5 protein-coding genes are annotated in these 14,557 nt (G+C 43.3%); all 5 read left to right on the top strand.

The features are described 5' to 3' along the window. Positions 1–453: 453 nt before the first annotated feature. Positions 454–5,511 carry an MHYT domain-containing protein gene (locus NDI42_RS14045; RefSeq protein ID WP_190453590.1) on the top strand — a complete coding sequence of 1,686 codons (5,058 nt, stop codon included), beginning with the start codon at positions 454–456 and terminating at the stop codon, positions 5,509–5,511. Positions 5,512–5,580: 69 nt separating this feature from the next. Then, positions 5,581–7,416 (top strand): EAL domain-containing protein, encoded by a 1,836-nt coding sequence (locus tag NDI42_RS14040; RefSeq protein ID WP_190453587.1) that lies wholly within the window; start codon positions 5,581–5,583, stop codon positions 7,414–7,416. A 267-nt stretch (positions 7,417–7,683) separates the two neighbouring features. Beyond that, entirely contained in the window at positions 7,684–8,988 is a 1,305-nt protein-coding gene (locus tag NDI42_RS14035; protein ID WP_190453584.1) for a sensor histidine kinase, read from the top strand. Positions 8,989–9,241: 253 nt separating this feature from the next. Next, positions 9,242–12,382, top strand: coding sequence for a HEAT repeat domain-containing protein (locus NDI42_RS14030; protein WP_190453581.1), 3,141 nt, complete (start codon positions 9,242–9,244; stop codon positions 12,380–12,382). A gap of 156 nt (positions 12,383–12,538) precedes the next feature. After that, positions 12,539–14,179 carry an SWIM zinc finger family protein gene (locus tag NDI42_RS14025; RefSeq protein ID WP_190453578.1) on the top strand — a complete coding sequence of 547 codons (1,641 nt, stop codon included), beginning with the start codon at positions 12,539–12,541 and terminating at the stop codon, positions 14,177–14,179. Positions 14,180–14,557: the final 378 nt, after the last annotated feature.

The raw sequence follows: 14,557 nt of genomic DNA, 5'->3' as shown, positions 1-14,557 counted from the left end.
TGGATGCGGTACACTCTGACCTCTCTCCAAACCTCTCTCCTACAAGGAGAGAGGCTTTGATTCTTACTCCCCTTCCCTACTAGGGAAGGGGTTGGGGGTTAGGTTTTCCTGATGTACTTCATGCAACTGAGAAAGGCTATAGCAGTCCCAAGACGGTTCGTTATAAGTTTGCGTAGTTTTCGTAGGTTGAGTTTCGCTCCTCAACCCAACCTACTAGCTTAATTTTGACGATACCTATTTTTTTGTCTAGAATCTGAAAAATATTTCTGATTTAAGAATATTTGTCTTATTTAGAGCTTTAATTCTTACTTTAGATAGAGGATAGATTCATAATAGATATAACCTACAAATAGGGCTGAAGTTAGGGAAGCTATGATGAAATATATTCCTAGATAATAAAATTTACCTTAATTGTTGGCAGTCTGCGACATTCAAAAAGAGATGGATAGCCCAATGGCAGGCACTTACAACTTAGGCTTAGTGACGCTTTCCTTTGCGATCGCGCTAATTGCATCTTACACAGCCCTAGACTTAGCAGGGCGAGTAAAATCTGGCTGGGAACGGGGACGGCGGCGCTGGCTGTTGGGTGGAGCAGTGGCAATGGGAAGCGGGATTTGGGCAATGCACTTCATTGCCATGCTGGCGTTCCATTTACCTGAGTCTGTTAACTACAACGTGTGGATCACCTTGCTTTCCCTGCTGTGCGGAATTATTGCTTCTAGCATTGCTTTGTGGTTAGTGAGTCGTAGCTTGATGTCAACACCGCTTTTAATCGGCGGTGGCGTGAGCATGGGAATAGCGATCGCATCGATGCACTATACTGGCATGGCAGCGATGCAACTGCCAGCGAAGATAGAGTATGACTGGATATTGGTTAGCCTGTCTGTTGCGATCGCCCTGAGTGCCTCTTTTGCCGCCCTTTGGCTGTTTCGACTACACAATCAATCCTCGCAAGGGCTTTTTTGGCAAAAACTCGGCAGTGCCTTTGTCATGGGAGTTGCCATCAGTGGAATGCATTATACCGGAATGCAGGCCACTCACTTTATTCCCTACGAAGTCTTGCCAGTACAGCAATCCCCTGCAATAAACCAGTCCTGGCTAGGGGTTGCCATTGGGATTGCTAGCTTATTTATTTTAAGCTTAGCTTTATTAACATCCCTATTTGATAAGCGTTTAACGGCTCAGTTAGTCCGAGAGCAGGCTTTACAGGAAAGCGAGAAACGCTTTCGGATGCTGATTGGCGAAATGCAGGTGGGAGTATTGCTGCTGAATGCTAATGCCGAAATTCTCGTTTGCAATCAAGCGGCGACAAATCTTCTCAATCTCAATCCAGAGGATGTAAGGCATCAGGTGTTTGGTGCTTGTTGGCATTTGCTACACGAAGACGGTACACCCTTCCAAACCACAGAGTTACCTGTGCAAAAGGCGACCCAAGAGCGCCAACCCATTCATAATATTGTTATGGGAATTGCACCGACTGGGAATGCAGAAATTCAGCCAAGAATTAAGAGTCCTCAAGATCCAAATCAACGCTGGCTGCTGGTGAATGCCGATCCCCAGATAGCAGAGGATGGTAGCGTAGAGCGAATTATCTGCACCCTTAGCGATATCACTAACCAAAAACAAGCAGAAGTGGCACTTCGCCAAAGTGAAGAACGATTTGCCTTGGCTGTAGAAGGGGCCAACGACGGGATTTGGGACTGGAATCTGCAAACGAATTATGCCTATCTGTCGCCGCGTTGGAAAAGTATGTTGGGTTATGAAGACTCAGAAATTAAGAGTCACATAGATTGTTGGTTCAAAATTATCCACCCAGAAGACTCAGAGCGAGTCAGGGGGGCGCTGCATGACTATTTGACTAAGAAAACCCCCAGCTACAAAGAAGAGTTCCGGGCATTGCACAAAGATGGCAGCTATCGTTGGATTTTCACTCGTGGAGTCGCATCGTGGGATGAAACAGGCACACCCTATCGCTTAGCGGGTTCCCATACCGACATTAACGATCGTAAGCATAGAGAAGAAGCACTGCAATTAATTGTTGAGGGGACAGGTTCTGCAACTGGCAATGAATTCTTTCACACCTGTGTTCGTTATCTCGCCCAAGTTCTAGGAGTTCGTTATGCTTTGGTCGGTAAGTTTACCAACGATGCTAAAACCAGAGTAAGTACCTTGGCATTCTGGAAGGGCGAAGATGGCGAAAACTTTGAGTACGACCTAGCTGGCACTCCCTGCGAAAATGTCTTGCAGGGGAAGAGCGGTTTTTACCCGTCACAAGTACAAAAACTCTTCCCTGACTTTGGCGATTTAGTTGAGTTAAACGCACAAAGCTATTGGGGAATCCCGCTGTTAGACTCCGCCGGGAATGTAATCGGTAATTTGGCGGTGCTAGACGTGCAGCCAATGCCTTACGATCCGGGCAAAGAGATGATTTTGAAAATTTTTGTTGCTAGGGCAGGAGCTGAACTGGAGCGGAAATTAGCAGAAGAATTGCTGCACAAACGAGCGGAAATGGACAGTTCCTTGAGCCGTATTTCTCGGATGTTCATGATTTCCATCCCTAATCGGGATTTAGATCGTAGTTACAATTTACACCAATTTCCAGATAGGTTTATTGACGAAAACTTAGATAATGCGATCGCTTTCACCTTGAAAACAGTCGGTGAGGTTCTGGGTAGCGATCGCGCCTATCTTTTTCAATACGACAGCAACCACAGCTGCTTAAAAATGACCCACGAGTGGTGCAGCTTTGGCATAGAGCCATTAATCGATAAATTTCAAAGATTGCCAGTTGAGAATGATAGCTGGGTTCACAGCCAAATCTTGAGTGGCAACACTGTCCAAATTCCGGCTGACATCCCACCTGAAGCTACCGAAAAAGCCGAGTGGGTTGATATCAAATCTCGGCTTGCCGTTCCCACGCTCCACTCTGGCAAAGTTGTAGGATTTCTGGGTTTGGATGCCGTTCGTTCCTCCTCAATCTGGAGTCAAGAAGAAATTAATTGGCTCCAATTAGTAACCGAGTTTATCGCCATTAGTCAGGGACATCTAGAAGCACAAGCCGCACTGCAACGGAGCAATACTCGGTATCAGAATTTAGCACAGAACGTACCGGGGATGATTTATCAATTCATTCTCAAACCGGATGGCTCAAGGGCGTTTCTCTATGTTAGCGGCGGTTGCCGAGAAATCTTTGGGCTAGAGCCAGAGGAATTGCTTGAGGATGCCCCCCTATTTTGGAAGCTTACTCATCCTGATGATATCGCTCTTCTAAATCGGTCGATTGCTACCTCAGCTGAAACTTTGAAGCCTTGGGATTGCATCTGGCGAGTTTTCGTCTCCGGCCAAATGAAGTGGCTGCAAGGAAGTTCTCGCCCAGAACGGCAAGCTGATGGCAGTATTATCTGGGATGGTTTGGTGACTAATATTACAGAACACCAGGAAGCAGAAGCAGCTCTGCGGGAGAGTGCCGAACGGGAAAAAGCGATCGCCTTCGTAATTCAACGGATGCGCCAAACGTTGGATATTGAGCAGATTTTTAGTGCCACAACCCAAGAACTGCGGCAAGCCTTAAATGGCGATCGCGCCGCTGTTTATCGTTTCAATCCTGACTGGAGTGGAGAGTTTGTATCCGAATCAGTAGCAGAGGGTTGGAATTTGCTACTTTTGAAACAAATTAATCAACCCGATCTCAAAAAAGTAGCAGTTGACCAAAGTGATTGTGTTATCAAAACCTTAGATAGCTCACCATACCCAGTACAAGATACTTATCTGCAAGAAAATCAAGGCGGTTTTCATCGCCAAGAAACAAGTTACCGCTGTGTCGCAGATATCTACTCCGCTGGATTTGACGATTGTTATCTGCAACTTTTAGAGCAATTTCAAGCACGGGCATACATCATTGTCCCCATCTTCTGTAGCAATCAACTTTGGGGATTACTGGCAATTTACCAAAATTCCGCTCCCCGCCAATGGCAAGATGCAGAAATCAAAATGGTAGTTCAAATTGGGGCGCAGTTGGGGGTCGCCATCCAACAAGCTGAATTATTAGCGCAAACTCAAAAGCAGTCGGTTGAACTGATAAAGGCTAAGGAAACCGCGGATGCTGCCAACCGTGCTAAAAGCGAGTTTCTCGCAAATATGAGCCACGAACTACGAACGCCACTCAACGCCGTCCTGGGCTTTACTCAACTGATGAGTCTTGATACCTCGCTATGCCCTGAGCATCAGGAATATTTAGACATTATCAGTCGTAGTGGGGAACATTTGCTGGAATTGATTAACGGTGTTCTGGAAATGTCAAAAATCGAAGCAGGACGAGTCACCCTGCTGGAAAATAACTTTGATTTGTATCGTCTGCTCGATAGTATTGAACGGATGCTACAACTCAAAGCTACATCGAAAGGCATCCAGTTAATATGCGATCGCGCTCCCCAAGTTCCTCAATATGTCAAAACCGACGAAAGCAAGCTACGTCAGGTTTTAATCAACCTGCTGAGTAATGCCATCAAATTTACTCAAGAAGGTAGCGTCACCTTGCGCGTGTCAGCAGTCGAGGGTATAAAACAACTGAAACTCTACTTTGAAGTAGAAGATACAGGTTTCGGGATTGCCCCAGAGGAGTTTGATAAGTTATTTGAAGCCTTCGGACAAACCGCAACAGGATTGAAATCAAATCAAGGAACAGGTTTAGGTTTACCCATTAGCCAAAAGTTTGTACAACTGATGGGGGGAGAAATTACCGTCACCAGTGTTCCTGGTAAGGGAGCCAAATTTACTTTTGATATTCAAGTGAGTTTGCTTGAAGAAACTCCGATTGAAACAACTCAACCCATCTTTAAAAAAGTTATCGGTTTAGCCCCTAATCAACCTATTTATCGCATTTTGGTTGTGGAGGATAGGTTAACAAATCGCCTCCTGTTAGTTGAGCTTCTTAGTTCGGTGGGCTTTCAGGTGCGGGAAGCTTGTGATGGTCAAGAAGCTGTAGCCATTTGGGAAAGTTGGCAACCACACTTAATTTGGATGGATATGCGGATGCCCTTAATGAACGGTTATGAAGCTACCAAAACAATTAGAGCTTCATTGAATGGTCAGGCAACTGTAATTATTGCCCTAACTGCTAGCGCTTTTGAAGAGGAGCGACAAATTATTTTGTCTGCCGGATGTGACGACTTCGTGCGTAAACCCTTTCGAGAAGAGGAGCTTCTTTTCAAAATGAGCAAATATCTGGGGGTGCGATATCTTTATCAAGAGGAAGCACACCAGATAGAAAGCAGAAAGCAAAACTTACAAAAGGTTTCCAATTGCGGCAGAGGGATTCAGATTACCGGTATGCCCCCCCAGTGGATAGAACAAATACATTATGCAGCTTCCCAAGGCAGCGATCTCCTGATTTTTGAGCTGATTAAGGAAATACCGGCAGACAATTCGGCTCTCATTATTGCTTTGACGGATTTAGCCGAAAACTTTCAGTTTGAGCAAATCATAAAATTAGCTCAATCAAGTGTAAGCTAGCCATTACAGCATATAATAAAAAGTCAAATAAATGGACAGAACAATACCAATGATGAGAATAAACTTGAGATGAATTCTCTTGGGATGGGCATGACTAAAGAAGACATCCTTATCGTTGATGACACACCAGAAAACTTGCGCTTGCTCTCGAAGATGCTGACCAAAGAGGGGTATAACATTCGCAAGGCGTTGAATGGGCAAATGGCGCTGACGGCTGTGCAAAGTGTTGTGCCAGATTTAATTTTGCTCGATATTATGATGCCCAGCATGGATGGCTATCAAGTCTGTAAACATCTAAAGGCAGATCCGAAAACTGCGGAAATCCCCGTAATTTTTCTGAGCGCTCTGAGTGATGCTTTTGACAAAGTAAAAGCCTTTGGTGTCGGTGGCGCAGACTATATCACTAAGCCGTTTCAACTTGAAGAAGTTTTAACCCGCGTTCAGAACCAACTAACTCTGAAAGCAGCAAAAATCCAAAACCAACAAATTAATGCCCAACTTGAAGAGCGAGTTAAAGAGCGTACTCATCAGTTAGAACTAGCTAATCAGGAACTGAAGCGAGAAATCTCTGAACGGATGCTTCTGCAAGAGCAACTGCTGAAAATGGCTCTCTATGACGCTCTGACGGGTTTGCCCAATCGATTTTTATTCATGGAGCGCTTAGAACAAGCGCTTAAACATGCCAAGCAACATCCAGATTATCGGTTTGCGGTGTTGTTTCTCGATTGCGATCGCTTTAAAGTTGTCAATGATTCCCTCGGTCATTTCGTGGGCGATGAACTGTTGGTCGCCCTTGCTCGTCGTTTAGAAGCATCTCTAAACCAAACTGATACTCTGGCTAGATTGAGTGGTGATGAATTTGCAATTCTCTTAACAGAAATTGAAAATATTAACAGTGTAACTTTGGTAGCAGACCAAATACTTAAAGCCCTCTCTCTTCCATTCCCGTTAAAAAGACAAGAAGTTTTTATCAATGCCAGTATTGGTATTACTCTAAGTAATCTTAATTACGAGCAGTCAGAATATTTATTGCGGGATGCGGACACCGCTATGTATCGTGCCAAGACGTTAGGAAAAGGTCAATACCAAATTTTTGACGCGGAGATGCACAATGCTGCTATTCAAGTTTTACAACTAGAAAACGACCTGCGTAGAGCTGTCAATCAACAAGAATTTATCGTCCACTATCAGCCAATTGTTGCCCTCACCACAGGCAAAATTGTTGGGTTTGAGGCACTGGTACGCTGGAAGCATCCTCAACAAGGGTTAATTTCTCCAATCTTGTTTATTCCTATAGCAGAAGAAACAGGTTTGATTAACCCTATTGGTAACTGGGTTTTACGAGAAGCTTGCTATCAGCTTCAGCAATGGAATCACCAAAGGCTCACTGATTATCCCCTCACCATGAGTGTCAATCTTTCAGCGCGGCAATTTGCCCAGCCAGATTTGATTGAGCAAATTGATAAAATTCTGGCAGAAACGCAGCTTAATCCCCAAAGTTTAAAGTTAGAAATTACCGAAAGTGTCATCATGAAGAATTCTCAACCTATCAAAGTAATTCTTCAGCAACTTCAAGAACGCCAAATTCAGTTGTGTATTGATGATTTTGGCACAGGTTATTCTTCCTTAAGTTATTTACATAATTTCCCTATTGATAATATTAAAATTGACCGCTCTTTCATTAGTTCTTTAGATGGAAAATCAGACAATTTAGGGCTTATTTCAGCAATTATGAATATTGCGCAGGCTCTAAAAATGAGTGTAACCGCCGAAGGCATCGAAACAGCGCAACAATTAGAGCAACTGAGAGTTTTAAACTGCGATTTTGGTCAGGGATATCTGTTTTCTAAACCTTTAGATGGCAAAAACGCAACAAATTTAATTGAATCGGCTACTCAGTGGTAAAACATGAGTAAAATTGAGTTAATGCTAAGGTAGTTAAATTGTTAATTATTTATAGTCTTTCAATGTAGTTAAAAATTATAAAGAACTCCTATACTAATCCTATCTAATTTTTGAAAGCCATTTTTAAAAACGAAATACTACAGGCATAAAGAACACTCCGCAAAGAGAAAAGAGAGAATCCCATAAATAGATATTGAGAATATATAATTAAAATTATTAGCGAATAATATTTGACAAAACTTTTATTAAACTCGACATAAAACTACAATGAATTACAAACCGGATACTATCTTCAAAGCAGACATTCTGATAGTTGACGATACACCGGACAACCTTCGCTTTTTATCTTCTCTGTTGTTAGACGAGGGGTATAACGTTCGGAAATCTACCAATGGGCAGATGGCATTAACCGCAGTGAAAACCGTTCCTCCTGATTTAATTTTGCTGGATGTTAATATGCCAAAAATGAGCGGTTATGAGGTATGCGAACTTCTGAAGAAGGATTCTCAAACCAGCTCTGTACCCGTGATTTTCTTAAGTGCTTTGGATGATGTAATGGATAAAGTTAAAGCTTTTAAAGTTGGAGGTGTAGACTATATTACCAAACCTTTTAAAATTGAAGAAGTGTTAGCTAGAATTCAAAATCAACTAACAATTAAAAATCTTCAAAATGAGCTGCAAGCGCAAAATACTCAGCTTCAAAAAACATTAACCGAGCTTAAAAAAGCTCAAGCACAATTGGTTCAAAAAGAAAAAATGCTGGGTTTAGGTCAGTTAGCCGCAGGGATGGCTCATGAAATAAATAACTCTATTGGCTTTGTTTCTAGTAATCTTGAGCCTGCAAGCGAATATATCCAAGACTTACTAAATTTGATTAATTTATATCAGCAAGAATATCCTAACCCCAGTATTCCCATTCAAGAAGCAATTCAGGAGATTGATTTAGATTTTTTAAGTTTAGATATCAAAAAAATTATGGGTTCAATGCAGACGGGGGCGGAGCGTATCTCTACAATGATTCTTGCCTTACGCATTTTCTCGCGCCTGAATGAATCAGATATTAAAGCTGTAGATATCCATGAGGGGCTTGATAGCACTTTATTATTGTTGCAGCATCGACTCAGGAAAGAAAGAAAATGCCCAGAGATTAAAGTTATCAAACAATATGGAAATTTACCCTTGGTTACTTGTTATGCTAGTCAGCTTAATCAAGTCTTTTTTAATTTGTTGAATAATGCTATTGATGCTATAGAATCTGGGCTGGAAAAAGGTATCACTGAATCATCAATTCCGACGATTTGGATTAAGACCGAGTTAACTGCCTATAAGACTGTAAGTATTCAAATTAAAGATAATGGTATTGGCATTGATGAGAAAGTGCGATCGCGCTTATTTAATCCTTTTTTTACAACTAAGCCTGTAGGTCAAGGGAGCGGTTTAGGATTAGTGACGAGTTATGAGATTGTAGTGGAAAAGCATAAAGGGGAACTGCGTTGTAATTCTTTGCCTGGGCAGGGGGCAGAGTTTATAATTGAAATTCCGGTGCAGTTAATTAAGGATATAAGCTGTTAAATTAAGGTGTTTTAAATGTGTTGATAAAATAATTCGCAGGCAAGACTAAAAAGAAAAAAAATTTATATCATGTCTGGTAGATTACTATGGGCAATTTTACGAATTTGATATCAGGCATTTCTACTGCATCAAGCTACTTTGGGGCAAAATTCCTTACCCTCGGTACCGCTTGAGGTTTAATTTGATCCTTTGCTGGTAAGTCAGCTATTATATAGTACATTTATACTATTTAGATCCCAAGAGTTGAGATCGTATGGAACTAATCAAAAGGACTACGCTGATCTATCAAGCCGGGAGTTCCGATAAAGTCTACGAAGTCGATCTCTGTCAAACTGGTGAAAACCGTTATTTAGTCAATTTCCGCTATGGAAGGCGGGGCGCAACTCTGAAGGAAGGTACAAAGACGGTTCAGGCTTTGCCATTAGCTCCAGCGCAGCGACTGTTCGATAAGCTGGTTGACTCCCAAATTCAGAAGGGCTATCGGGATGTCACCGCCGGGACGGTTAGCGAGGCGGCTGCACCCGCACCAGTCCAAACTGCAAGTAATATACCAGTCACCAGCGACCCACGCCACCAAGCCATCCTCAACCGTTTGGCAAACCGGGACAATAGAAAATGGCCTCTGGAACGGGCAATTTGGCGGGCTGGAGAACTTAAAATTAGAGAAGCCACACCGTTGTTAATTCAACTCATTAGAACTGGCGAAGCTTTGAGAAATTACTGCATCGCTTGGGCATTGGGTTGGTGCGGAGATGAGAATGCAATTCCCTTCGTCAGAGAACTTTCCCAGCATAAATCTGTTGCTGAATTCGTCCGCCGCATCGCCTGGGAAGCCCTATTTAAGTTATCAGATGAACAGACACAAGGGCAGATGCATTCTGAGAAGATAGAACAACTGCCCTCGGAATTGCGCGATTTAGCCCGAACGGGAACATCAGAAGCATTTACAACTGCACTTCGCGATTATTTAAATAGTAGCGATTACAGGCGTTTTTCTGTCCTCGATACTATTTATCAAATCAATAACCAATACGTGCGTCCAGCACTACTCAATATTTTATGCGAAACACCTTTTAAATCTAACTACTTCCAGCGAATTCGCCATATTTTCAAAATGGCTGAATATCGCCATGATGCAGAAGTTTTTGGCATTCTTGCTTATGCCTTTGAGAAAGAACCGGGGACGTTTAATAATCAGCGAACGGATTGGCAATGGGACTCGGTGAAGCGCGAATATTATAGTACCGGGAAACGTCACACCGAAGAACTCAAGAGTCCGCAGTCGAATAAAGCTTACAGCCAACAAACTCGCGAATATTTGCGGCGGCGAGTTTGGCGAACTCTTAAAACTTTGGGTGAAGAAAGCGATTCTAATTATATCAATCTTGCAGTCAATATTCTCCTACAGTATTCGGATGATGACGATCAACCAACCAAGCAGTCAACTTTCAGTAGATGGAACCAACAACGCCGTTCCTACGAAAGCTTTACTAGAGGGTGGGATACTTATGCAGGCTACCTAATTTTTAATCATATTCTCTACGAAAACAGTCCCCGCTATACCTCCCATCATAAAGCGTGGCGTTGCCGAGACGGTTACAAACCGGGAGATCCAGAACCGCAAGTAAGAGAAGAAGCTTTTCCCGAACTTTGGCAACAAAACCCAGCAGCACTTGTACAGTTACTAATAGAAAGTGATTGTCGTCTGGTGCATCATTTTGCAGTTAAAGCGTTGCGCGTCTGCAAAGAATTTTGCGATCGCCTTGACACAGACACATTAATCAAATTCCTGAATAAACCCTACGAAATAACTGCTGAATTCGGATTTTTACTGGCACGCGATCGCTACAACCCCGCCCAACCCAACAGCGAATTAGTCCTGGCTCTTGCTAATTGTGCATTTCAAGAAGCACGTATACAAGCCTATGGTTGGATCGAACAGCAACGAGAATTCTTTTTTGAATCCAGCGACTTTATCGCGGGTTTAGTGACCAGTCAACAAGCTGATACCCGTGCTTTTGCGCGAAGGTTACTAAGTTCATCAATTTTAAGCGATACAACCGCCAGGATTCTCATCGGAAGAATCATTGCTGCTGTGTTGGTACTAGAACCTACGCAAACAGATAGGTCAAGAGAAATTAGTGAAACTTTGTTGCTCTGTTTTGCGCCGCAACTGCGTAATTTGGGGTTTGGTGTAATCCTTGATTTACTTAATCACCCGATGCCAGAAATTCAAGAATTAGGCGCAAGAATTCTATTAAATCATGATATTCGTGCTGTTGATCTACCGCCAGATTTAATTGAATTACTTCTTTCCTCTCCTTATGAGTCGGTGCGGGGTATTGGGCTGAGGATTTTTGGACAACTACCTGATGAGAGACTCTTAAGCGATCGCATCCTCATCGTCGCAATGGCAATTAATGCTGTCGCTGATATTCGTAACGCAATTCGTCCGGTGATTCGACGTTTGGCAGCCAATCAACTCAATTTTAGCGCCGAGTTAGCGGCTGACTTGATTGATGTCTTAATTACCCCAGAAAGACACGAAGGCGTTCACAAATATTTATCGGGTTTATTGATAGAAGATATCCCCGGCTGGATGTCTAATATTAGTAAAGAGCGCACGATGCAGCTTCTTCGCGCTAAATCATCAGTCGCCCAGGAATTGGGGGGTTTGGTGTTGCAAGAAAATAGCGATCGCTTTCTCCCCGACTTCGAGACAAGTGAGATTGTCAAGCTGGCAAATCACGAAATTTTATCAGTGCGTGAAGCAGCAAGAGAAATGTTTTTAAAAACCTTAAATCGCATCCGCACCAACTCCCAAGAATTGTTATCAGCAGTGCGACTACTAGAGTCAAAGTGGGATGATTCGCGAGAATTTGCATCTAGAATTTTTAGCACAGATTTCACCAATGAAGATTGGACACCAGAAGTAATGGTTAGCGTCTGTGACAGCATTCGCGAAGATGTTCGTTCTTTTGGGCGCGATTTAGTAACTCGCAACTTCAAAGAAATCGATGGACAAGAATACCTACTCAAATTCAGCGAACATCCCTCAACGGATATGCAGACCTTTGCTACTAACTATCTAGAAAACCATGCTGTAAATAATTCCCAACGTTTGCGAGAACTAACGCCATACTTGATCAGCGTTTTGTCCGGTGTCAATCGCGGAAGAGTTGCTAAACAAAGAATATTTGCTTTTCTAGATACCGAAGCCCAAAAAAGCGAGGAAGCTGCACGAATTATAGCTGAAATTCTCACCCGACAATCTGTGACGATGGCAATTGGCGACAAAGCCACAGCAATTCAGATAATGCTGAAAATTCAAAAAGCTTATCCTCAGATATCCTTACCGATTCAGGTAAAAGCTGTTTCGGAAGTGAGAAATTAGGGAATTCACGAACCGCCTTAGCGAAGTCATGCGCGTTAGCGCTTTAGGCACAGAGGGCGCAGAGAAGATGGGAGAATTCTTAACCCGCGTTACGCAAAACTTATATCCGAGACACTAAGAAATAACCAAGTCAAGCAAAAAAATAAGAGGTAAAATATGGAATTTAACTACAGCTACAACGGAAGTACAGAAGTTAGCGATCGCGGTTCCAATACCCAGATGTCTTTCTCTCCCGATACGAAGCGCGAACCGACTTATTTTATCGGAGAATTGCGGCAGAATGTCGCCTTTCGGGAGGCGATTAGCGCCTTACATGATGTTGTCGTCTCCGATATGCGGTTCAAACCCAAAGACAAAACGGCATATAAAGAATGGGCAGCAAAACAGCAGGATCTGGACTGGCAACTCATCGCCGCACAACGCCAAGAAGTCGCGAATAAAATCAAGCCGTTGCAGGATGAACTCAACCAATTAAACCAACATAGTTACCAGCGACGGGAACCTTTCTATAAGGCACAACGCCGCTATTTTGATTACCTTTATCAAAAAGACCGCGATGCTTGGTTTGTTCTCGATCCGGTGATTACAGTTCATCCAGATGAAGTATTTTTTGAATGTTTCAGTCAGGATGAATCCAGTTATGGTCGTCTCGGTGCCAGCTACGAGGTTTTTCAAAATATAAATGAGTTTGCCTGCGGTACCACTAATATTGATTACTCAGCGGCACTTTACGACGAGTTTCAAAAAATCCGCAGTTACAAAAATACCAAATTTGAAATAGAACCCTCTGGTTTTGAAGTTCAAACCACTCGCGAAGAAACTTTTAAAGAAGTCAAAATCGATTTACCCGATAGTTGGGTCAGAGGATTTTTGCAAGTTAGTTCGGCGATGTCTTTACCAGCAACGCGAATTGATTTGCATCCGATGGATATTTACAATATGTGCTTTGTTCTGCGTCGCCACAAGGAAAAACAAGGGCCTCGCAGTATGCGCTACCATCTTAAACCTGGGGAACCCGTGCGGGTGACATTCGATCCGTGGGGGATTGAGGTAGTTTGTGCGCGATCGCTCTACACTGGATCGCAATCACAAGAAATCTGCGTTTGGGGACGCCGCCGCCTCCACATCCTCGAACGTCTCATCCCCGTCGCCAAAAAGTTTACCGTTCACTTACTCGGTACGGGTATGCCTTCCTTCTACGTCGCTGACTTAGGCGATATGTCTTTTACCCTCGGTTTATCGGGATGGACAGCCAACGACTGGGCGCAATCTGGTAACTTTGACTTAATGGCACCCCGCGCCGACATCGACAAATGGACGCAGCAACAAATTTTCGAGGCGCTGAAGAAGAATTGGGTAGAAAGTCCCGACTCGCTTGCGGAACGTCTTGGTTTAAACCGTGCCGTAGTTCTCGGTGCTTTAAGTGCTTACACGCAAGCCGGACGTGCGATTTATGACTTAAATAAGCAAGTCTACCGGGTTCGGGAACTGACGCGAGAACCATTGCCAATGGAACGCCTGCGCTTTGCCAATGAGCGAGAAGAGAAAGCTACTCGTTTCTTGGTTTATAATGCTGTGCAGGTGACTAATGTTACCAGCGATGCCACGAGATCGTTTACTCTGCAAGGTAATGTTTCAGACAAGGGTAAAACCTTGAATCCCTCATTGACAGTTGACGCAGATGAGCGTATAATATGCGCAGAATGTACTTGCAACTGGCATCAACAGAATAAGCTGTACAAAGGCCCTTGCGAACACATTCTGGCGTTGCGGATGCAACACGCCCGTCAATATTGACGAATTACGCGCACCTAATCAGTTGGGAAACAGCCTTGCAATCCGGACGATGGATCGTCGTCCTTGCGTTTAGCCTAGCCATGCACCACTAGCCTGCTCGTAACTGTGCGGTCATTCGGTACTACCGGAAAATCCGGTTTGACTTCCATGAAGTGAATTGATTCCGGTAGTACCGAGACCGCTTGAGTTGAGCAATCTAGTCCTGAGGGATTTACGAAGGGGCAACCAACTGATAGCGGCGCGTATTTTTTTTATATTCTCTCGTTCCCAGACTGATGCTGGGAATGCTTTTTTAGAAGCTTCAGCCTCCATCCCTTCAAGGTTTCATGGATTATTGCCCGATTGCAATTAAGTACAGATGTACTATAATTTTCAAAA

Source organism: Funiculus sociatus GB2-C1 (genome assembly GCF_039962115.1).
Taxonomy (GTDB): Bacteria; Cyanobacteriota; Cyanobacteriia; order Cyanobacteriales; family FACHB-T130; genus Funiculus; species Funiculus sociatus.
This window is presented reverse-complemented; position numbering and strand designations above follow the sequence as displayed.

What these genes read in the sequence shown, in the direction of transcription:
- NDI42_RS14025 (WP_190453578.1), top strand. Translation starts at nt 12,539, where the DNA reads ATGGAATTTAACTACAGCTACAACGGAAGTACAGAAGTTAGCGATCGC.
- NDI42_RS14040 (WP_190453587.1), top strand. Translation starts at nt 5,581, where the DNA reads ATGAATTCTCTTGGGATGGGCATGACTAAAGAAGACATCCTTATCGTT.
- NDI42_RS14030 (WP_190453581.1), top strand. Translation starts at nt 9,242, where the DNA reads ATGGAACTAATCAAAAGGACTACGCTGATCTATCAAGCCGGGAGTTCC.
- NDI42_RS14045 (WP_190453590.1), top strand. Translation starts at nt 454, where the DNA reads ATGGCAGGCACTTACAACTTAGGCTTAGTGACGCTTTCCTTTGCGATC.
- NDI42_RS14035 (WP_190453584.1), top strand. Translation starts at nt 7,684, where the DNA reads ATGAATTACAAACCGGATACTATCTTCAAAGCAGACATTCTGATAGTT.